The sequence below is a fragment of the Bradyrhizobium sp. 155 genome (assembly GCF_023101105.1).
Taxonomy (GTDB): Bacteria; Pseudomonadota; Alphaproteobacteria; order Rhizobiales; family Xanthobacteraceae; genus Bradyrhizobium; species Bradyrhizobium canariense_D.
In genome coordinates this window covers 5,583,917-5,603,829 of record NZ_CP064704.1, presented here as the reverse complement: position 1 = coordinate 5,603,829, position 19,913 = coordinate 5,583,917, and the positions used below count along the sequence as shown (strand labels likewise).

The 19,913-nt window shown below is 62.6% G+C and carries 19 protein-coding genes; 13 read left to right on the top strand and 6 right to left on the bottom strand.

The features are described from left to right. From IVA93_RS27125 to IVA93_RS27095, 7 genes are all read left to right on the top strand, one after another. Positions 1-648, top strand: a complete 648-nt coding sequence (locus IVA93_RS27125) for a methyltransferase family protein (protein ID WP_018458248.1) — start codon at positions 1-3, stop codon at positions 646-648. Between the two features lie 51 nt (positions 649-699). Next, positions 700-1,146: a hypothetical protein gene (locus IVA93_RS27120; protein WP_051113041.1), complete on the top strand. Its 447-nt coding sequence runs from the start codon at positions 700-702 to the stop codon at positions 1,144-1,146. A 9-nt stretch (positions 1,147-1,155) separates the two neighbouring features. After that, positions 1,156-2,493, top strand: coding sequence for a TadG family pilus assembly protein (locus IVA93_RS27115; protein ID WP_026233541.1), 1,338 nt, complete (start codon positions 1,156-1,158; stop codon positions 2,491-2,493). Beyond that, the gene (locus IVA93_RS27110) at positions 2,490-2,909 is read left to right on the top strand and encodes a TadE family protein (RefSeq protein WP_018458251.1); all 420 of its coding nucleotides are present in this window, start codon (positions 2,490-2,492) and stop codon (positions 2,907-2,909) included. The genes IVA93_RS27115 and IVA93_RS27110 overlap by 4 nt, the downstream gene beginning before the upstream one ends. 494 nt (positions 2,910-3,403) lie before the next feature. Further along, positions 3,404-5,059: a type II and III secretion system protein family protein gene (locus IVA93_RS27105; RefSeq protein ID WP_018458252.1), complete on the top strand. Its 1,656-nt coding sequence runs from the start codon at positions 3,404-3,406 to the stop codon at positions 5,057-5,059. A 12-nt stretch (positions 5,060-5,071) separates the two neighbouring features. After that, a complete protein-coding gene (locus IVA93_RS27100; RefSeq protein WP_018458253.1) occupies positions 5,072-5,470 on the top strand; it encodes a hypothetical protein in 399 nt (132 codons plus the stop codon). A gap of 202 nt (positions 5,471-5,672) precedes the next feature. Next, positions 5,673-6,089, top strand: coding sequence for a tetratricopeptide repeat protein (locus IVA93_RS27095; RefSeq protein ID WP_018458254.1), 417 nt, complete (start codon positions 5,673-5,675; stop codon positions 6,087-6,089). Between the two features lie 37 nt (positions 6,090-6,126). Here the strand turns inward: IVA93_RS27095 and IVA93_RS27090 are convergent, their stop codons facing one another. Further along, positions 6,127-6,897, bottom strand: coding sequence for a hypothetical protein (locus tag IVA93_RS27090; protein ID WP_026233543.1), 771 nt, complete (start codon positions 6,895-6,897; stop codon positions 6,127-6,129). 598 nt (positions 6,898-7,495) lie between these two features. Next, the gene (locus tag IVA93_RS27085; RefSeq protein ID WP_026233544.1) at positions 7,496-8,758 is read right to left on the bottom strand and encodes an ROK family protein; all 1,263 of its coding nucleotides are present in this window, start codon (positions 8,756-8,758) and stop codon (positions 7,496-7,498) included. A gap of 254 nt (positions 8,759-9,012) precedes the next feature. Here IVA93_RS27085 and IVA93_RS27080 point away from each other — a divergent pair, with 254 nt between their 5' ends. From IVA93_RS27080 to IVA93_RS27065, 4 genes are all read left to right on the top strand, one after another. Continuing rightward, positions 9,013-9,978, top strand: a complete 966-nt coding sequence (locus IVA93_RS27080) for a sugar-binding protein (protein ID WP_247368261.1) — start codon at positions 9,013-9,015, stop codon at positions 9,976-9,978. Positions 9,979-10,043: 65 nt separating this feature from the next. Further along, positions 10,044-11,570 carry a sugar ABC transporter ATP-binding protein gene (locus IVA93_RS27075; protein ID WP_085352050.1) on the top strand — a complete coding sequence of 509 codons (1,527 nt, stop codon included), beginning with the start codon at positions 10,044-10,046 and terminating at the stop codon, positions 11,568-11,570. Continuing rightward, complete coding sequence (locus IVA93_RS27070; RefSeq protein ID WP_018458260.1) at positions 11,567-12,628, top strand: ABC transporter permease; 1,062 nt, start codon at positions 11,567-11,569, stop codon at positions 12,626-12,628. Before IVA93_RS27075 ends, IVA93_RS27070 begins: the two co-directional genes overlap by 4 nt. 137 nt (positions 12,629-12,765) lie before the next feature. Beyond that, entirely contained in the window at positions 12,766-14,112 is a 1,347-nt protein-coding gene (locus tag IVA93_RS27065) for a carbohydrate porin (protein ID WP_026233545.1), read from the top strand. A 109-nt stretch (positions 14,113-14,221) separates the two neighbouring features. On the opposite strand, the gene IVA93_RS27060 is transcribed toward IVA93_RS27065, so the two are convergent. Further along, positions 14,222-15,109 carry a VOC family protein gene (locus IVA93_RS27060; protein WP_018458262.1) on the bottom strand — a complete coding sequence of 296 codons (888 nt, stop codon included), beginning with the start codon at positions 15,107-15,109 and terminating at the stop codon, positions 14,222-14,224. A gap of 166 nt (positions 15,110-15,275) precedes the next feature. Here IVA93_RS27060 and IVA93_RS27055 point away from each other — a divergent pair, with 166 nt between their 5' ends. Continuing rightward, complete coding sequence (locus IVA93_RS27055; RefSeq protein ID WP_018458263.1) at positions 15,276-16,463, top strand: CaiB/BaiF CoA transferase family protein; 1,188 nt, start codon at positions 15,276-15,278, stop codon at positions 16,461-16,463. On the opposite strand, the gene IVA93_RS27050 is transcribed toward IVA93_RS27055, so the two are convergent. After that, the gene (locus tag IVA93_RS27050; RefSeq protein WP_018458264.1) at positions 16,460-17,245 is read right to left on the bottom strand and encodes a DUF72 domain-containing protein; all 786 of its coding nucleotides are present in this window, start codon (positions 17,243-17,245) and stop codon (positions 16,460-16,462) included. The genes IVA93_RS27055 and IVA93_RS27050 overlap by 4 nt on opposite strands. Between IVA93_RS27050 and IVA93_RS27045 the strand changes: the two genes are divergently transcribed. Continuing rightward, positions 17,244-17,555 (top strand): hypothetical protein, encoded by a 312-nt coding sequence (locus IVA93_RS27045; protein WP_018458265.1) that lies wholly within the window; start codon positions 17,244-17,246, stop codon positions 17,553-17,555. The genes IVA93_RS27050 and IVA93_RS27045 overlap by 2 nt on opposite strands. A 6-nt stretch (positions 17,556-17,561) precedes the next feature. Here IVA93_RS27045 and IVA93_RS27040 read toward each other — a convergent pair whose 3' ends face one another. Both IVA93_RS27040 and IVA93_RS27035 read right to left on the bottom strand, forming a co-directional pair. Next, entirely contained in the window at positions 17,562-18,710 is a 1,149-nt protein-coding gene (locus IVA93_RS27040) for an amidohydrolase (RefSeq protein WP_018458266.1), read from the bottom strand. Positions 18,711-18,815: 105 nt separating this feature from the next. Next, positions 18,816-19,904: a mandelate racemase/muconate lactonizing enzyme family protein gene (locus tag IVA93_RS27035; RefSeq protein ID WP_247789272.1), complete on the bottom strand. Its 1,089-nt coding sequence runs from the start codon at positions 19,902-19,904 to the stop codon at positions 18,816-18,818. Positions 19,905-19,913: the final 9 nt, after the last annotated feature.

Below are 19,913 nucleotides of genomic sequence, written 5' to 3'. Positions count from 1 at the left end.
ATGAGCACGATTGCCCTGTCGAAAACCTCCTCTTACGATCGGACGATGCAACTGTTCGGCGGCATGTGGTTCATGTTGCTGGCGCTTGGCGTCGCCATCAAGATCGGATCGTCGGCTCATGATCCCTGGCCGTCGCTCCTGTCGAGTGTTTGCCTCGCTGTCTTCTACGTGCTCCTGGCGCTGTTGATCATCACGCGGCCTCCGGCGAAGGCGCAAGCGAACGGCCGTCTGCCAAGGATAGCGGCGTTCGTCGGTACCTACATGCCGTGGACGATCGCCTTCTTCGGCGAAACCGACAAGGCGTTACCAAACCTGGCGTCCACCGCGTGCGTGTTGATCGGCATGATCATGATGCTGGTCACCATCCGACATCTTGGCAGGTCGTTCAGTCTGGTGCCACAGGCGCGCAACGTGGTGCAAACGGGCCCGTATCGGTGGATCAAGCACCCGCTCTACCTTGCGGAGGAAATCGCCGTGTTGGGCGTGGTGCTGAGAAGCCCGACGCCGCTGACAGCGGCCTTGCTCGTCTTGCATATCGGCGTTCAGGTTTGCCGCATTTATTACGAAGAGGACCTGCTTCGTCGCAACTGCCCGGAATATTCCGGTTACGAAGCATCGCGCTGGAGAGTGGTCCCTTACGTTTGGTGAGTGCTGTTCCGGTCGGAGACCGGAAGGGTGAGTATCGGTGGAGGTCAACTCATGAGCCACAAGAAGTCGTTGATCGTGGATCAACGCGGCGCCGTCGGGCTTGAGGCCATGATCGTCTACATTTTCTTGGCGTCGTTCCTGCTTGTGCCGCTCGCCGACCTGGCTGCTGCGGGCTTCCAGTTTATCTCCGCATGGAGCGCATTGCGCTCCTTCGGGCAGTATGTGCAGTACGCTAATCCGCTCGCCCCTGACGGCACGGTGAGCTGGAAGACAGGGCTACAGACCACAGTCGCAGGTCATGCGATCAGCAACCTTCAGGTTTTGTGCGGCGACGCAGGGGCCACCTGTTCGCCGAGCAATCTTGCTTCTCCAAAGTACATTACATTTTCGACAACCGTCACTTTGGCCCCGCTTGGGGCACGCCCGCCTTTTGTGGGTTCGCTGCTGTGTCCGACCACCTGCACGTACACGCTGCGTCACTCAGAACGCTTCCAGTAGGGTGTTTCCATGCGTGATCTGCTCCGTTCCCAACGAGGTTCCGCCGCATTAGCAACAGTCATCGCTCTCGTGCCGCTCATCGGAGTAGTCGCGATCGGGGCCGAGGCCGGATCGTGGTACGTCACCCGCCAGCACGCGCAGAACGCCGCGGACTCGGCGGCCTATTCGGGCGCATTGCGGCTTTCATGTACGATGGCGGGCGCGGCCTGCGAAACCCAGACAGTGGATTATCGCGGCAAGGAATTCGCGGCACAGAACGGGTTTTGCAACTACAGTCCCAACGACGCTACCGGCTATCCGGGGAGAAACTGTCCGACGAGCCTACCGACCAGAACCTCGCGGGCCGTGCAGATCGATATCGGCGATTACAATGCGGGCGCGTTCACAACGCCACCTGCAGGCACCGGCAATGCCGTTCGCGCCAGGGTCAGCCAGCAACAACCGGCGTACTTGGCGGCAGTGCTGGGTTTGACAACCGTCAACATCCCCGCCCAAGCGATTGCCATGGTTCAGCAGCCGACAAAGGCCTGCGTCCTGGCGCTTGGACCTGACTCAGGCGCGCTCAAGCTTGCTGGCAACCTCAGCAACAACGGAACCGGCTGCGCGCTGATGTCGGATAGCAGTGTTCAACTTGCCAGCACTCCAACGTTCACCGGCTCGGGATGGGCAGTTTATGGTGTAAGTGGCTGCACCCCCACGGGCAGCTGCAGCAATGTCAGCGTGCCGCACAACTATTTCATGACGTACGCTAGCAATCCGCTCAGCAAACTGGACACCGCATCGTTTAACAGCAGGACGGGCAATACAAGTATGCCCTGCACCCTTCAGGCGGATGGGTGGAAGCATTGCGCGCCCAATAGCGCCGGGACTGGAGCTTACGGCAATTTCACGGTGCAGAATGGCGACAAGTACGTTTTGGATCCGGGAACATATTTCTTCTACAAAGCAAATATAAAGATGACCGGCGGACAACTGAAAGGCGCAGGCGTAACCCTCGTCTTGCTCGGAGACTCGCAGCTCACCATCAACGGGGGGACGGCTGATCTATCCGCACCTGCCACTAACACCTTCTCCTCTGATCTAAATGGCGTCCTGATTGATGATCAGGCCCCGAGCAAGACCAGCAACAAGGTCACTATAAACGGCGGCGGCCAGGTTAGCCTGGGCGGGGCTATCTACTTTCCCAAGGTCGACGTTAGCTGGGCCGGTACGACTTCAAGTGCGAATACGACCTGTTCGCAAGTGATCGCCAAAACGATCGACATGAGCGGTGGCGGCTACCTCAGCACGCAAGGCTGTGCGCCGGCCACCATCATTTACACCCAAGTTGTCGCTTTGGTGCAATGATGAGAAAGCTCGACAATCGCGGTATCGCGCCCTTTGAATTCATCGTGGTGTTCGTGGCGCTTTTCACATTGATGTTCGTCATCTTCGATCTTGGGCGCTATGCCATCACGATGCAATCCTTGCGGACGCTTGCGAGTGCTGGCGCCCGTGCGGTCATGATCAGCTGCTATACGCCTGCCTTGCTTCAAAGCCCGCCGCAGTCGCCGGCCGGCTGCACCGGGGATCCCCTGTCCACCGCCGCCAAGAAGAACGCGGCTCCCTTCCTGTTTTTCGGAGGTCTGACGCCAACGCTGACCGTGGGGGCCAACAGCAACAGCTTGAGTGTTACAGCTTCCCAAGCAAAGTTTACGATGCTGATGCCCATATGGGGCACAGCGCTCAATGCGCCGAGCGCCTCCAACCAGATTCCCTTCTAGGGGCGAATATGGCAGCACGCCTGACATGTTTCGCCCGACAGCGCTACGTGGCCACGCCGTTCGGGCGTCCGCTTTTCGATCGGGGATTAAGAAGTTGGTCGAGTTTGGTCAAACGCGCGGGTGCGGAATTTCACCAGAGGGATTTGCACTCGGCCAAGCGAATCTCCGAGCGTGCGACCGAATGTCCTTCGATAGCAAATGCCGCGACGCAAGCGCGCGCCAATTGCACTCGTGCGGCGGGATAGTTCCCCACAGCCAGTGGGAATGATGCGCGCTGGCAACATTGAAGAGTTTTCTTTCCGCTTGCGGCGGTGCGGTAAGTATCTCGTCTTGCAAGCTGCCTGCATCAGGGAGGATGATCTTGGAAACACGAAGTAACGAATTGTAGTGGGACAGATTGTAAGCTCTGCGACGTGGTGCGCAGAGGGGAAATGTTGAGGACGTCGAGCACGTAGATTTGCGGGAATCTTCGTGGATCGCAGTGGGGGACTCGGATGAGTGGCGATGGCGTTTCGGGTAACAAGGTCGGGAGGCTTCTCGCCTTCGGCGTGATGGGTCTGGGCGCGGCGCTCGCCTCGTCTGGGTTCGCTGACCGCGCGGCGGCTGCAGACCGGCGGGGCTCATCCGGCGGCGTCATCGTCAGCGAGATGAACGACGTCCAGCGGGTCAAGCTCGTCCTCAACAAGTCACGTACCTTCAAAGTCGACACGGCCTTTGCGACGATCGTGGCGGGCTCGTCTGACATCGTCGACGTGAAGTCGCTGAGCGATCACCTCATCTACGTGCAGGGCAAGCAGACCGGCACTACCAACGTCATCCTGTTCGACAGCTCGATGAAGCAGATCGGGATTCTCGACGTCGAGGTCGTGATCGATACCGGCAATCTGCAGCAGAACATCCGGACCAGCACCGGCGGGCAAGGTATCCGCGTGTCGGCTTCCGAGGGCCAGGTGGTGCTCAGCGGGGTCGCGGCCGACGCAGTTACGGCCGAGCGGGCCATGGCGATCGCCACCAGCACGGTCGCGAAAGGGGGGGTCGTCGTCAACGCGATGAGCGTCGCGGCCCCGCAACAGGTGATGCTCGAGGTGCGCTTCCTCGAGGTCAACCGAGAAGCCGGCCGCAACCTCGGTGTCAATCTTTATGCGGCCAATGCCAACGGCACGAACGTTGGTAACACCGGGCTGGGTCGTGTGACCGCCGCCGGTCGATCACCGATTGGTGGGATCAATACCGCCAACGGTCCTCTCGGTGCCGGGGGAGGGGATGTCGGCGCTCCCCCGACGGGTAGCCTTCCGGTACTAGGAACTCTGGGAACGCTCGCCGGTACAGCGGGGGGCATCGCGCCGGCCCCGTTCGGAAGCTTGTTGACCAGCATTGTCAGAACCAGCAGCGGCGGCTCGGTGGACCTATTGATCTCGGCGCTGGAAACCAAGGGGTTGGCACGCCGGCTGGCGGAGCCAAATCTGACCACGCTGTCCGGCGATGCCGCGCGCTTTCTTGCCGGCGGTGAGTTTCCGGTACCGATACCGACCCAGACAACAAACGGCTTTCCCACCATCACGATCGACTACAAGAAGTTCGGTGTTGAGCTCGCCTTCGTCCCCACTGTGCTCTCGCGCGGTGTGATCAATCTTCGGGTCGAGCCGTCGGTCAGCGAACTTGATTTCGCCAACGCGGTGACGATCCAGGGGACGACCGTTCCTGCGCTGACCCGTCGCGACGCGCGAACCACGGTGGAGTTGCGCGATGGCCAGAGCTTTGCCATCGCCGGCCTGTTGCAGACCCGCAATCGCCAGGACGTTTCGCAGTTACCTTGGATCGGTTCGGTGCCGGTGATTGGAAGCCTGTTCAGCAGCAAATCTTATCAGCAGGAAGAAACCGATCTGGTGATCATCGTGACGCCGCGCCTGGTCGCGCCGGCGGCGCCCGGTCAGCAATTGGCCTCGCCGCTCGACTCCCGCCTGCCGGCCAACGACGTCGATTTCTTCCTCAATGGTCAGATGGAAGTCCGCAAGCGTTACAATGACTACGTCAATTCCGGAGGCGAAGTGAAGGGACCGTATGGCCACATCATCGCGCCTGAAGTCCGGGCCCCCATCGTCGTCCCGGCCGCTAGTGCCGATCAGACGGTCGTCAAAACTCTAAACTAAAGGACGCGCGAGATGACGATCAGGCATCTGGTTCTGTTTGCGCCCATCCTGCTCGGGGGATGTTACGGCGTCGCCGGTCATGACGAGGTGGACCGCTACTTTCAGCGTTCCAACAGCATCACGATGACCGCCGGCGATGCCAAGCAGGTCAACGCCGTGACCCATACCATCCACCCATGGCCGCGATACGTGGGCGATCGCCGGATCGCGTATGACGCGCGACGTGTGGGCTCGGCCGTGACGCGCTACGGCAACCAGCAACAGCCGGTGGATCAGCTTCCCGATAACGGTGATCCGACGAAACTAATGGGCCAGCGCCCGCCCGTCACGCAGAATGTCAACGTAACTGGATTGGGAGCGGGAGCATCGTCGGGCATATCGGTGCCAGTCGGCGGGGCAGGGGGCAGGTAGCGGCTTTTGGTAGTTGAGTTCAGCGACGGGACATTGAGTGCGGTGCAGTGAGTCCGCTGGGCCGGGCGGGGGACAAAAAATTATGCGACGTGCCATTCTACTGCTGACCTGTTGCTGGCTGGCGCCAGGCCTTGCGGCATGTGACCAGACCACGAGGGTGGCTGCCGTCGTGGCTCCCGTAGACCCACCGGGTGGGGACCCGGTGCAGGAGCCGACCGACGTCAAGTACTACCCGTCGGACGAGCCTGTGCGGCTGGGGCTGGAGCATTACAATCGCGGCAGTTACGGGCTCTCACAGCGCTATTTCAAGGACGCCGTCGAGAAATCACCCAAGGACGTCACCGCCTGGATTGGTCTCGCAGCGAGCTACGACAAGCTGCGTCGTTTCGATCTGGCCGATCAGGCCTATGCGCAAGCGATCCGGCTGGGAGGCGAAACCGTTCAGATTCTGAATGACCAGGGATATTCGTACATGCTGCGCGGCAATCTGAATGCAGCGCGACGGAAATTCGAGAAGGCCTATTCACTCGACCCAGGTAATCCGGTCATCGCCAACAACCTCGAGCTTCTCAATGGCAGCCGGCGGTTCATTGAAAGACCACCAAACAACCAGCCATAAGCAATCGACCGGATACTGCGATCACGGCCAGTTCTCGTCAATTTGGCCCAATCACAGCATCAGCGTGACGGCTGCCGCTGCGGACGATGACAACAACGCCATTGCGAACGGTAAATCGTGCGCCGAGCAGTTTCCGCACCTTCTCCGTGATCGGAGAGGGAAACGGAACGGTGTCTCCCACGACGGGTTCGCCGACCTTGATCGTCGCAGTCGCGGAGCCTGCAACTGGTGCAGGCTTGATATAGTCTCGGATAAGCTGAATCTCTTCACGTGATAGGATGAGCGGAGCCTGGTCAGGACGGGTCTCCGACGGCGGCTTGGATGTTTCACTGCTTGCTTTTTCACGTATCTCATTGGTGCTTGCGATCTGATCGAGCCTGGCTACGCGTAGCTTGAGCGCGATGATGTCACGTTGCAGTGCTGCGATCTCCAATTTGCGCGCGTTGGCCTGCATGAAGACAATGATCGCGCAAACGCAGCCCACGACAAAGCCGACGCTCAGCAATGCGATCAACCACCGCTCAAAGTTTCCCATCGACCGTCCGGCCGTCCGGGGGAGTTGTTCGCGCTGGAGATGGCTCCGCCAGATGCGGCGTGCTCGGTGCATCCAGTCGGTAGAGCCCGTTACGCTTGCCGCCGACCGGCCTGACCCAAAATGCGCGGGCGACGAGGCGGCTTCCTCTCGGGCCGGATCAACTAACGACGCCGTGTCGACTTGCTCAAGCTCTAGATCCTCGGGGACGCGATCCTCCGTAGTCAGATGAGCGGCAGGGTGGAAGGGATCCATCTGCTTATCGAGCCGGCCCATCTCCATTCTCCGTGGAGCCATCTATCAACTTCAGCAGTTCCGCCGACGCGGATAGAATAGGGTACCCGAAGATTGGATCAATCGGAACGAAAAAGGCGCCAGGCCGCGCCGTGAACCGTTCTGAGGATAGCTTCAGGAGATAGGGCACCAACAGATGCCAAGGTTCGCCCCGCGAATGCACGTTCCGACCACGCGGACCATAGACAGTGCAATGAGGCACCATGTCGTGCGACGAATGCCCAATTTCAGCTGGTTAAGCCCAGGGTGCGACCGGTACGTTATTGGTTGTTCTACCGCTGTGGCTGTCTCTCAATGAGCCGCTTTATCGGGTTCTTCAGACGCTTACGCCAAGGCGCTTGCATGCGTGATAGCGCGCGCCATGACTAAGCGAATCTGAAGGGCAGCTGCGTTGCTCGATCGATCGCTAGCTGCCCCCTTTTCATTTGGAAACACTAGCCAACCTACTGAAATTACTGGAGCGTGTTTCGACCATTTTTTCCAAATGCGCCTTGAAATCACTATATAATCGGGCAGGTTTTGATTCCGCCATTCGGAGGTTCGATCCCTCCCGCCCCAGCCAGCGCTTAGCTCTCGGCGCTTACTCGGTCGCTTCCATATGGTTTTGGTCCACGACCCGCAGCGTCCGTCGCACCATGCCCTCGACAATGACCGCCGATTCGCTTGGACGCAGATGGATCGCCGTGGACCTGAGCAGCCATGGCAACACCGCCTGCTCAAGCCGCTCCTCATAGGCGTGGCGCATCATGTCGAATGCCATCAGGCCTGGACCCGCCAGGATGACATGGTGCGGCCGCAGCACGGATATCGTTGCTGCGACCGCCTCGGCGAGCGCGCGACCCGCCTGCAGGAATAGGTGCTCGAGACGTGGATCGCCGCCCAGCGCGCGCTCGCGCAACAGGGCCATCTGTCCCTCCGATGGCTGCTGCGAGTCCGCCGGCGGCAGATCGAGAAAGGTGCGGGCGTCGCGGTAGAGCGCGTAATCGGCAAGATAAGCCTCGATACAGCCGCGCTGGCCGCAGCGGCATTGCGGCCCGTCCGGCGCCAGCTTGACATGGCCGATCTCGCTGCCGGCGCCCCAACGTGCTTCACCATCGGCAACGACGCCCATCCCGATGCCGTGACCGACCATGATCGTGGCCGAGAGGCCTTGCGCCAATGCCGGTTCGGCGGCCGTGAGGGCGAGCGCGACCGCGACAGCGTCGTTCGCCATGACGACATCGACGCCGAACGCCTGACGTATCGGCGTCGCCAGATCGACTTCGGTGATCGACAGCGCGGGACTCCACAGTGTCGTGCCGGTGTCGACGTTCACGATGCCTTGCAGCGCAATCCCGATTCCCAACAGCCGATGGCGCGGCGTCGCCGTCGCATCGAGCAGCGCATTGATCTGCGCAATCACGAGATCGCGCAGCGCGCCTGCATCGAGCGCGCGCGTCGACAGTGCAAGTCGCGACTGCGCGACGCCGGAGCCCCGGAAATCCGCGATCAGCGTCTCGATCAGGTTCATGCGCACGGAGACCGCGGCGATGCGCCCGAACTCCGGATTCAGGGTCAGCAGCACGGCCGGCCGGCCGCGGCGGCGGCCATTCAGCCCGTCCGCATCTTCTTCCTCGCCGTCCTCGGACCACGGCGTTGCCGCCGTCTCGCTCTCACAGAGCAACTCTTCTGCGATCAGCCGCGACGTCAGGCCGGAAACGGCCGGGAAGCTCAGCCCTGTACTCCGGGCGAGCGCCACGCGCGGCAGCGGCCCTTGGCGTCGCAAGACATCGACGAGACGGCCGCGGTTGGATTCACGGGCGGTGTTTGACACGCGTCTGGACGGCTCAATTTGGTCAACCATGCTGCCTCTTTAATTCATCAGGTAAATTTAATTGAGGGATGGGATGCGTGTGTGACCAGAAAAGCACAATCGGATTCGGTTTTCAGCAGCCATATTTACTATTATCGTACCGTCTGTACTATTTAGACTTGAAGAAGGGGCAAGTACATCCTGATCCGGCTGGTTTGCCCTGCGACATTTGTTCGCGACGTAAATAAAAGATAGCGCATAAGCGCTGTGAAACCCCTGAACGGGGTGACCCAAGGGAGGTGTACATGAACGAATCGCTGAAAAAACTAATGGTGTCGCTGTTTGCGACCGCAGCTGCGCTGGCCATCGCCACGGGGGCGGCGCAGGCCCAGCAGAAAAAGACCATCGCGCTGGTCACCAATGCCGCGGCCGATTTCTGGACGATCGCCGGCCGGGGGCTCGAAAAGGCTCAGAAGGAGCACCCGGAATACGACATCCAGTTGATCGTCACGAACGAAGCGACGGCGGCGGGCCAGCGGCGCGAGCTGGATGACCTGCTGGTGCGCGGCGTCGCCGGCATCTCCATCTCGGTCGACGATGCGCCGCACGCAACCGAAGAGCTCAACAAGGTTGCGGCCAAGACCGTGTTGATCACGACGGATAGCGACGCGCCGCAGAGCAAGCGTCTCGCCTATATCGGCACCGACAACGTCGCGGCCGGGCGCCAGGCAGGCGAGGAGATCAAGAAGGCGTTGCCGAACGGCGGCAAGATCGCGCTGTTCGTCGGCACGATGGACGCGGACAACGCCCGCGAGCGGGTGCAGGGTATCAAGGACGCGATCGCCGGCACCAAGGTCGAGCTGGTCGACGTGTTCACCGACCAGGTGGACTTCGCCAAGGCCAAGGCGAACATGGAGAACGTGCTGGTCAAATATCCCGACATCGCGCTTTTGTCCGGCCTCTGGAGCTACGAGACTCCGCTGATCTATGACGCAGTCAAGGCGGCTGGCAAGGCCGGCAAGGTGAAAATAGTCGGCTTCGACGAAGATCAGCGCACGCTGCGGGGAATATCCGACGGGACGATCGAGTCCACTGTCGTGCAGCAGCCGTACGAGTTCGGGTATCTCTCCGCCATCAACATCATCAAGACGCTGAACGGCGACAAGTCCTGGATTCCGGCCGACAGCAAGCTGATCGTGCCGACCCAGGTGGTCAGCACGTCCAACGTTGCGGAGTTTACCGCTCATCTGAAGGAGCTGCTGAAGAAGTGACTTCAGCGTGCTTCACGGCCCGGCCGCCGCGGTGGCCGGGCTTTGGGCGGGAGGAAAGCGGAGACATGGCAGAGACACTGCTGGAGCTCAGCGGGATCAGCAAGACCTATCCCGGGGTCAGGGCGCTCGACGACGTCAATCTGCGCGTCTATCGCGGCGAAGTGTTGGGTTTGATCGGCGAGAACGGCGCCGGCAAATCGACGCTGATGCGCGTGCTGGGTGGCGTGATCGCGCCGAGCGAAGGCGTGATCCGCATCGGCACCAGCGAGTATGCCCGAACCACGGTGACCGAGGCGACGCGGGCCGGCATCGCCTTCGTGCACCAGGAGCTGAACTTGTTCGAGAATCTCGACGTCGCAGCCAACGTGTTCATCGGGCGCGAGAAGCTGATGGGCGGGCCGCTGAAGCTGGTGGACAATGCCGAGATGCGTGCTCGGGTGACCCCGCTGCTGGAGCGGCTGGGTGCCGATTTTGCGCCGGATACGCTGGTCGAAGACCTCTCCATCGCCGAGCGGCAAATGGTGGAGATCGCCAAGGCGCTCTCGATCGACGCCCGCGTGATCATCATGGACGAGCCGACCTCCAGCCTGACGATCTCGGAGACCGAACGGCTGCTGGAGGTGATTGCCGATCTGAAGGCGCACGGCATTTCGGTGATCTATATCTCTCACCGGCTCGGAGAGATCATGACCTGCGCTGACCGCGTCGTGGTGCTGCGTGACGGTCGCACCGTGGGAGAGCTGGCGCGGAACGAGCTAAGCCATGCCGCGCTGATCCGGTTGATGATCGGTCGCGACCTCAAAGCGCTGCATACCCCGCCGAAACAGGCGCCGCGGCCGGGCGGCTGCGATATCGTCGGCGCCGTGACATCGGCCTTTCCCGACCGGCAGGTTGATCTTTCCGTGCGGCATGGCGAGATCCTGGGACTGGCGGGGCTCGTGGGCGCTGGCCGCACTTCTCTTGCCCGCGCCGCCTTCGGCATTGACCCGCTGCTGGGCGGCGAGATCAGGATCGACAACGCACCGGTCGCTGTCGCATCGCCGCGCGACGCGATCAGCCAAGGCATCTATCTGGTGCCGGAGGACCGCAAGAAATCCGGGCTCGTGCTGGAGCTGCCGATCCGCGAGAACATGACGCTGGCGAGCCTATTGGATCACGCGCGGATGTGGCTGGTCAGCGGCGCGGCCGAGCGCAAGGTCGCTAAAGAGCAGGTCAGGCGCCTCTCCATCAAGGCGCCAAGCATCGATATGGAGGCCGTGACGCTCTCCGGCGGCAACCAGCAGAAGGTCGTGCTCGGCAAATGGCTGTCCATGCAGCCGCGCGTGATGTTCTTCGACGAGCCGACCCGCGGCATCGACGTCGGCGCCAAGGGCGAGATCTACGCGTTGATGCGCGAGCTTGCCGACCAGGGCGTCGCGATCGTGATGATCTCCTCGGACATGGAGGAGGTCATCGGCGTCTCCGACCGCGTGGCGGTCATGCATGAAGGCGGCGTCAGCGGCGTGCTCGAGCGGGAGCAGTTCAGCGAATACAACGTGTTGCGGCTAGCCATGGGCCAGGCGCTGGAAACCGCGGAAGCGGCCGCGCCATGATCAGGAAAGAGCTCGGTCTGGCATTGCTGCTGGTGGTGATCGCCGCCATCACCGGCGCGATCAATCCCGCCTTCCTGTCGCTGGTGAACCTCTTGAACATGGCCAATCTGATCGGCCTCTTCGGTGTGTTCGCGCTCGGCGAGGGACTCGTGATCATCACCGGCGGCATCGACCTGTCGCTCGGCTCGATGTTTGCGCTGCTCGGCGTCGTGTTCGTGGATCTTCTGACGACCTACCAGGTGCCGTGGCCCCTGGCACTGCTGGCCGTGCTGCTGGGCGGGCTGGTGCTCGGCGGCATCCAGGGGTTCCTGATCACCCGCCTGAAGATGCAGCCCTTCATCGTGACGCTGTGTGGGTTGCTGATCTATCGCGGCGCCGCCCGCTATTACACGAGCGATTCGACCCGCGGCTTCGGTTACGGCGACGAGGCGGCGACACTGAGCAACATCGCCTCGGGCCATTTGGCGGGAATCCCGAACACCTTCATCCTCCTGATCATCCTTGCGCTGATCCTTGGCGTGCTGCTGCACCGCTCGGTCTACGGGCGCTGGCTTTATGCCGTCGGCAAGAACGAGGAGGCGGCACGCTTCTCGGGCATCAACACCAATATCGTGATCGCAACCGCCTATATCATCAGCGGCGGACTCGCCGGAGTTTCGACGGTCTTGTTCGTGTTCTACACGAACTCGGTGTCGCCGAGCTCCTTCGGAAATTTCTACGAGCTCTACGCGATTGCTGCCGCCGTGCTGGGCGGGTGCAGCCTGCGCGGCGGCGAGGGGTCCATTCTCGGTATCGTGCTGGGCACGGCGCTGCTGCAGGTGCTGCAGAACCTGGTGAATATCCTGGGCATCCCGAATTCGCTGAACTTCGCGGTGATGGGGACGGTCATTCTGATCGGCGTGTTGGCGGATCAGCAATTGCAGGCGCGACGGCGGCGCAAGCTGGCACTGGCCGGCGTCGCCCGCACTGCGCCGAAATCGACATTGGCGGAGCAAGTCCAGGGCACGTCACCGCGCGCCGCGGATGCATTGCCGGCGAGAACGGTTGATCGGGCATGACAGATCCACGCTCCAGTTGACACAAGGCTGCCTGGTCGGCGGCCGCTGGGGGAGGGAGCGCGTTCCAGGCTCGAGGGCTTTGGGCAGGGGCGTGAGGCGAAACAAGTAAAGCCTGAGACGGCGGGAGGACGAGTAAAATGTTGCGCAGGTTTATGAACACCGCAGGGGTGTGCGGTGTGGGGATTGCTTTCTCATCGCTGTTTTGCGGTGGAGTGTATGCGGCCGACTTTTCGACGAAAGCTGCGCCTGTTCCTTATGCGGCTGACGATTTCTGGACGAGACCGTATCTGTTCGGCGATCTCGGCAGGACCAGGCTGAAGGAGCAGGGCATCGATGTCGGCCTGACGCTCGGTAACGAATCGGTCGGCAATGTCTCCGGCGGAAGCAGGAATACCGCGGCCAACGCCGGCCAGTTGTGGTTCGGCGCGAAGCTGGACATGGGAAAACTCGCCGGCATTCCCGGCGGCACCGTCGGTCTCACGCTGGTCGACCGCTTCGGCAAGAATCTGAATACCGAAGCGGACATTCCCGCCCTGCAGCTGACCAACGAAGTGTTCGGCCGCGGCAATATTCTGCGCCTGACGCAGCTCTATTACTCGCAGAAGCTTTTCGATGACAGCCTTGAACTCAAGGGCGGCCGTCTTCCGGTCGGCTCCGACTTCTTCTTCGGCCTGTGCGAGTTCATCAACCTGACCTTCTGCGGCGGTCAGCCCGGCAACATCCAGGGCGGCTACATCTACAATTGGCCGGTGAGCCAGTGGGCCGGTGTCGTCCACTACAAGATCGCGCCGGAATTCACGGTGTCGGTCGGTGTCTACGATGCCAATCCGGGTTACCTGACGACGTCAGACCCGGGCGTCTACTTCTTGCCCGGCATTCCCGCCTCGAACCCCGCCAGTGGCGTGATGGTGCCGGTGGAGTTGGTCTGGACGCCGAAGGGCCCCTTGACCGGGACCTGGAGACTCGGCGGCTGGTACGACAGCGCCTCGTCCATTGATGGCGGCCTTCCGGGTGTTATCGGCACCATCCCGGGCGTCGGTGGTGTGCCCGATCAAAATATCAGCGATCAACGCGGCCGCTACGGTGTCTACGAATCGATCCTGCAACGATTGACCGTTGACGGTCCCGGTGCGGTAGGTTGGTACACCTTCCTCAATACGACCGTTGCCGATCACCGGACCTCGTACCAGGATTACCAGATCGCCCTGGGCTTCAGGCATACCGGAACGTTCTCCTGGCGTCCCCAGGACGAAGTCGGCTTCGCGGTCGGCACGACGCACGTGAACACGGCTGCCCTCAGTCCGAACGCCGGCGGCAACGAAGTGCCGCTTGAAGTCTGGTACGGATGGCAGGCGACCGGCTGGCTGAACCTCAAGTTCGACGCTCAGTATGTCATCAATCCCGGTGGGCGCGGCTATAACGCGGCGGGCGTGAAGACCGACAACGCCGTGGTTCTTGGCATGCGCACCGAGGTCCACTTCTGACGGGACGCTCACCCGTCTGATGCGAAAGGTGGGGCATGCCCGTCCCACCGGAGCGCACGCAACGTGTGGCGGCTCCACTCAGCGGAGCCGCCCGGGACTTGGTTATCACCTATCCCTCGTATTGATCCGGTCCCATCGCCCAAGACGCCTGATCGTGACCGAACGCGTAATTGCGGTTGTTGATCGCCGGATTGCGATTGACCATCGGCCGCATGAACATCGGGTGGGTGGCGCTGCGCACCTCGTGCTCGACCGTGAACAGCGGCTTGCCGCTGTCGAGATCGACGATGTCGCAGAAGCGGTACTGGTACTGATTGTCCTCGCGCGAGATCAAATCGCGCGCCAGCAGCTTGCGGTAAGGGCCGGAAAAATCGGTGATGTACATCTGCACATGGTGGCCGTCATAGTCGCCTTGCGGCCGATCGGTCTCGCGAAACAACAGATGCTGGTCGCGGCCGGTCTTCACGGCGGCAACCGTACCGTCGCCGTTCCGTAACTCGGATGGCATGCCCATGATCTCGGGGTAGAAGGCGCAGATGCGAGCGGCCGATCCCACCGGCACGTCGAACTCGACATAGGGAACGCCGAGCGCGACACGGCCGAAGCGCGCGGCGTCGGGCTCGTAGCAGCGCAGGCGGTTGCCCCACGGACAAATCGCCTCGACATGGTCGTTATGCTCGGCGAAGGCGAACGCGGTGCCCTCGAGCTTTTTGGCGACCGACGCCAATCGCGCCAGCAGCGCCTCGCGGCCCGCGATGACGAGTCCGACATGACCGCGCAGCACCTGCGGCCGGCCGCTCGGCAAATGAAACTGGCTCCGTCCGGCGTTGATCCACATGTTGGTGTCGGACACCATCAGATACGGATCCCGGGTGAGCCCGAGACCTGCGACATAGAACAGCGTGGCGAGGCGCTGGTCCGGGACCTGGATGTTGACGTGCTCGAAATGGATCGCGTTGCCGAGATCTTCTTTGGATCGATCGAATTGTTGCGGCATGGACGGGGCTCTGATGGGGGAGGGACAGGTCCATACTAGAGCACAATTTCCGCCAGTCGAAATGATTCGCCGATCACATCTCGAGGGTGGGGCATGGCGTCCATTGCCACCTTGCCGCAAATGCCAATCCCTGTAAGCTGACAAAAAGCACAAAGGAAAGAGATCGATGGGAGGGGTTCTGGCGGGCGTCCGCGTTCTTGATTTCGGGCGCTATATCGCGGGGCCCTATTGCGCGACCTTGCTGGCCGAATTCGGCGCCGAGGTCATTCGCGTGGAGAAGCGCGACGGCAGCGAGGATCGTTTCGTGGCGCCGGTCGGCGAAACTGGCGAAGGCGCGCTGTTTCTTCAAGTCAACCGCAACAAGAAGTGCCTCACGCTCGATCCGATGAAGCCGGAAGGACAGGAGGTGATGCGCCGCCTGATTGCGACCGCGGACGTGGTCGTCGCCAATTTGCCGCCGCAGACCTTGGGCGCGATGAAGCTCGACTACGATTCGCTCAAGGCGATCAAGCCGGACATCATCCTGACGACGGCCACCGCGTTTGGCGGGCCGGGGCCATGGTCCGACCGTGTCGGCTTCGATGGTGTCGGCCAGGTCATGTCGGGCTCGGTGTACATGACGGGCGCCGGCGATCCACCCTACCGGGCCGCGGTCAACTGGGTCGATTTCGGGACCGCGCTACATTGCGCGTTCGGCACGCTCGCCGCACTGATCGAGCGCGGCAAATCCGGGCGCGGGCAGATCGTCGAGGGCGCGTTGCTCGCAACCGCCTTGTCCTTCACCAACGCGACGCTGATCGAGCAGGCCGTCATCAACGTCAATCGCGTGCCGACAGGCAATCTCGGCCAGACCGCGGCGCCTGCCGACATCTACCGCACCAGGGACGGCTGGGTGCTGTGCCAGGTCACGGGGCATCCGCTGTTCAAGCGCTGGGCGAAACTGATGGGCGAGGAGGAGGTCTGGCTGAACGATCCGCGCTTTGCCGACGACATCAGCCGCGGCAACAATGGCCCTGTCATCAGCGAGCGCATGGCGCGCTGGTGCGCCGAGCGCACCACGCAGGAAGCCGTCGACACCCTGGGCAAGGCCATGATTCCGACCGGCCCCGTGCTGAGCCCGCAGCAGGCGCTGGATCATCCGCACGTCCGCGCCGCCGGATTCATGCAGGACGTCGACTATCCAGGTCTGCCGAAGCCCGCACCGGTGGCACGCGCCGCCGTCCGCCTGTCGGAAACGCCCGGCGAAATCGCGATGCGCCCGCCCACGCTCGGCGAGCATACCGATCTTATCCTGACCGAGCTCGGCTACGACAAGGCCGCGATCGCGGCGCTCCGGCAAGGCGGCATCGTCTAGCGGTGAACAACGGCACCTGCACGGCGGCTTGCCGTCGTGATCGCCGCGCTTTGCCGCACGTTGAGCAATTGCTTCAACGCCTGTGCATCGGCCGGCGCCGCGCTCTTCTGGTCGTTGTCGAAATAGACGTAGACGTCGCAGCCCTGCCGCTTCCAGGATTTGATGCGCCGCGCCCATTGCGCCAGCGTGGGTTTCGTATAGTGCCCGTGATAGCGCCCGCTGGGCCCGTGCCCGCGCACATAGACGAAATCCGCCGTGCGCTTCCATGGCGCGGGCGCGTCGTGATGATCGGACAGGCACAGCGAGATGTTCTCGTCGGCCAGCATCCGCAAGATGCGCGGCTGATACCAGCTCGGATGACGGAATTCGAAACTGTAACGCCGCTTCCGCGACAACAGCTTGAAGAAGCCGGCGAGGCGGTCCGCGTCGGCCTCGAATTGCGGCGGGAGCTGGAACAGGATCGGGCCGGCCTTGCCGCCGAGCCGTGAGATGCGATCCTCCAGCAGTTCGAGGCTGTTCACCGAGCGATCCGACAGGCGCTTCCAGTGCGTGATGAATTTCGAGGCCTTCCAGGCAAAGACGAAATCGCGGCCGGTCTGCTCCCGCCAACCCTCGACGGCCTCCGGCGTCGGGGTGCGGTAGAACACCCCGTTCAGCTCGGTGGTGTCGAACTGTCCGGCGTAGTAGCTCAGCTGCTGCTTCAGCGTCACGCCCTTGGGAAAGAACGGGCCTCGCCAGGAGGCGTAATGCCAGCCGGAAGTTCCGATCAGAACGCGCGCCATGTTCGACGTGTCCATCCATTGCGATTTGCCGGATGGGAACGTCCGTGCGGCCGATACGTTGCTCGTGAGCTTGATCAACGCAGGACCGGAACCGATGTACGCGCTGTTCGAAGGCAACAAGCAGATCGGCGATCCCTTTCCGACGGAGAAGGAGGTGTGGGAAGCCGCCTTGATCGAGGGGCTGGTAACCGACGTACCGGTCGCGGACGAGGAGGGCGGCCGCCTTCTGCCCGCCGGCTATCACGTCGCGCAGGTCGAGGAGACGTTCGAGCCGAAGCCCGGCTGGAAGTTGCCGCGCGAGATCTCGTGAGCGGGCCTAGTTCGAGGCCAGCGCCGCCTTGGCGAGTTCCGCCATCCAGCTCGATGCCACCGGTAGGATCGCGTCGTTGAAATCATAGCGCGGGCCGTGCAGCTCGGCGCCATCCCGCAATTCGCCATTGCCGATCCAGACGAAGGCGCCCGGACGCCGCGAGAGATAGTGGGCAAAATCCTCGCCGGCCATGCTGGGCGCGAGGTCGCGCCGCAACTCGGCCCGTACCGTGTCCGCCGCGAGGCGCGCGAGATCCGCTTCTGCCGGCGTGTTGATGACCACGCCGACGCCAATGACGATCTCGGGCGTGACCTTGACGCCGAAGCTCGTGGCAATCCCGGCGCAGATCTGTTCGATCCGCGCCAAAACGGTGTCCTTCACCGCATCGCGATGGTAGCGCAGCGTGCCGCCGATCGAGACGCGTCCGGCGATTTGGTTGCGTGCCGTGCCGCCTTCGAGCGTGCAGAGCGAGAGCACGGCGGTGTCGAGCGGATCGACGCTGCGCGAGACGATCGATTGCAGCGCCACGATCAAATGGCCGGCCGCCATCACCGGATCGCGCGTCAGATGCGGCATGCCGGCGTGACCGGCATGGCCATCGATGGTGATGGTGATGCGCCCGCCGGAGGCCATGACGACGCCGTCATGGACCGCGATGGTGCCGGCGGCGAGCCCCGGCCAGTTGTGAAAGCCGAACACCCGTTGCATCGGAAAGCGGTCGAACAGCCCGGCCGCGACCATCGCGCGCGAGCCGCCATAACCTTCCTCGGCCGGCTGGAAGATGAAATCGACCGTCCCGCTCCAGCTGGTGTCGGCGGCGAGCAGCGCGGCCGCGCCGAGCAGCGAAGCGGTATGCCCGTCATGGCCGCAGGCATGCATCACACCGGGGTTTTGCGAAGCGTAAGCTAGCCCCGTATCTTCGGTGATCGGCAGCGCATCCATGTCGGCCCGCAGGCCGACGCGGCCCTGGGCGTGGCCGCGCGTCAGGGTCGCGACGATGCCGTGACCGCCGATGTTGGCCTCGAAGGAAATGCCGAGCTCGGTGAGCTTGTCCTGCACGAAGGCCGCGGTGACTTTCTCCTGGAGGGACAGTTCGGGATGCGCATGCAAATGCCGGCGCCACGCGGTCAGTTTCTGGTGCAGCTCGGGGGTCAAGGCGGGAATCTCTCGGCTTGTGTGTCGGCGTCGACACCATAGCCGAATAACCGCAGCTTGCATCAAGCCTCAGCGAATGCCTCGCGTGCAGCAACGCGCTCCCGTCTACGCCGACAGCTTCGCCAGCCCGTCCCAATCGAAGCTGATGCCGTGGCCGATACGGTCCGGCGCGAGCGCAAGCCGGTCCTGCAGCACCAGTGGATGCTCGATAAATTTGTCGAGCCCAAAACCGTGCGCCTCCAGATACGACCGGTTCGGGCAGGCCGCGAGCAGGTGCACGGTGACGTCATGCGCGCCATGGCTGGTGACGGGCAGGTTGAACGCCTCCGACAGCCGCGCGATCTTCATGAAGGCGGAGACGCCGCCGCAATTGGTGACGTCAGGCTCGGGATAGGACACCGCGCCCGCGACGATGTAGTTCTTGAACTCCCAAAGCGAACGCAAATTCTCGCCCGCCGCGATCGGCACGCCGCCGGCCTGCATGATGCGAGTGTGGCCCGCGACGTCGTCGGGAATGATCGGCTCCTCGAGCCAGGTGAGGTCATACGGTTGGAACGCGCGGGCGGCGCGGATCGCTTCCTCGACCGTCCATTTCATGTTGGCATCCACCATCAACGGAAAGCCGTCACCGAGATGCTGTCGCATCGCCGCGACCCGCGCCACATCCGATTTGAGATCGGGGCGGCCGGCCTTCATCTTGATGGCGCGAAAGCCCTTGCTGAGATTGCCGTCAGTCTGCGCGAGCAGTGCCTCGACGGAGAGATCGAGATCGATGCCGCCCGCATAACACGGCACGCGCGCGTCGAACCCGCCGAGCAATCGATACAGCGGCAATTGCGCGCGCCGCGCCTTCAAATCCCACAGCGCGATGTCGAGTGCCGAGAGCGCCAGCACCGCCGGCCCGCCGCGCCCGCCATAATGCAGTGCCCACCAGACCTGGTGCCAGATCGCCTCGGTATCATCGGCCTCGCGGCCTTCGACGAGCGGCGGGATCTCGCGCTTGAGGATGTCGGCGACGGCGCCGCCATTGCGTCCGACCGTGTAAGTGTAGCCGACGCCCTCGGCGCCATCGGCATCCCGGATGCGGCAGGTGATCAGCTCGAACGCCGCCATGTCGCCATGCATCGAGTCCGACAGCGTGACGGGAAGGGGGATCCGGTAGAATCCGGTCTCGATGGTCGAAATGCGCGGCATGCGGCCTCC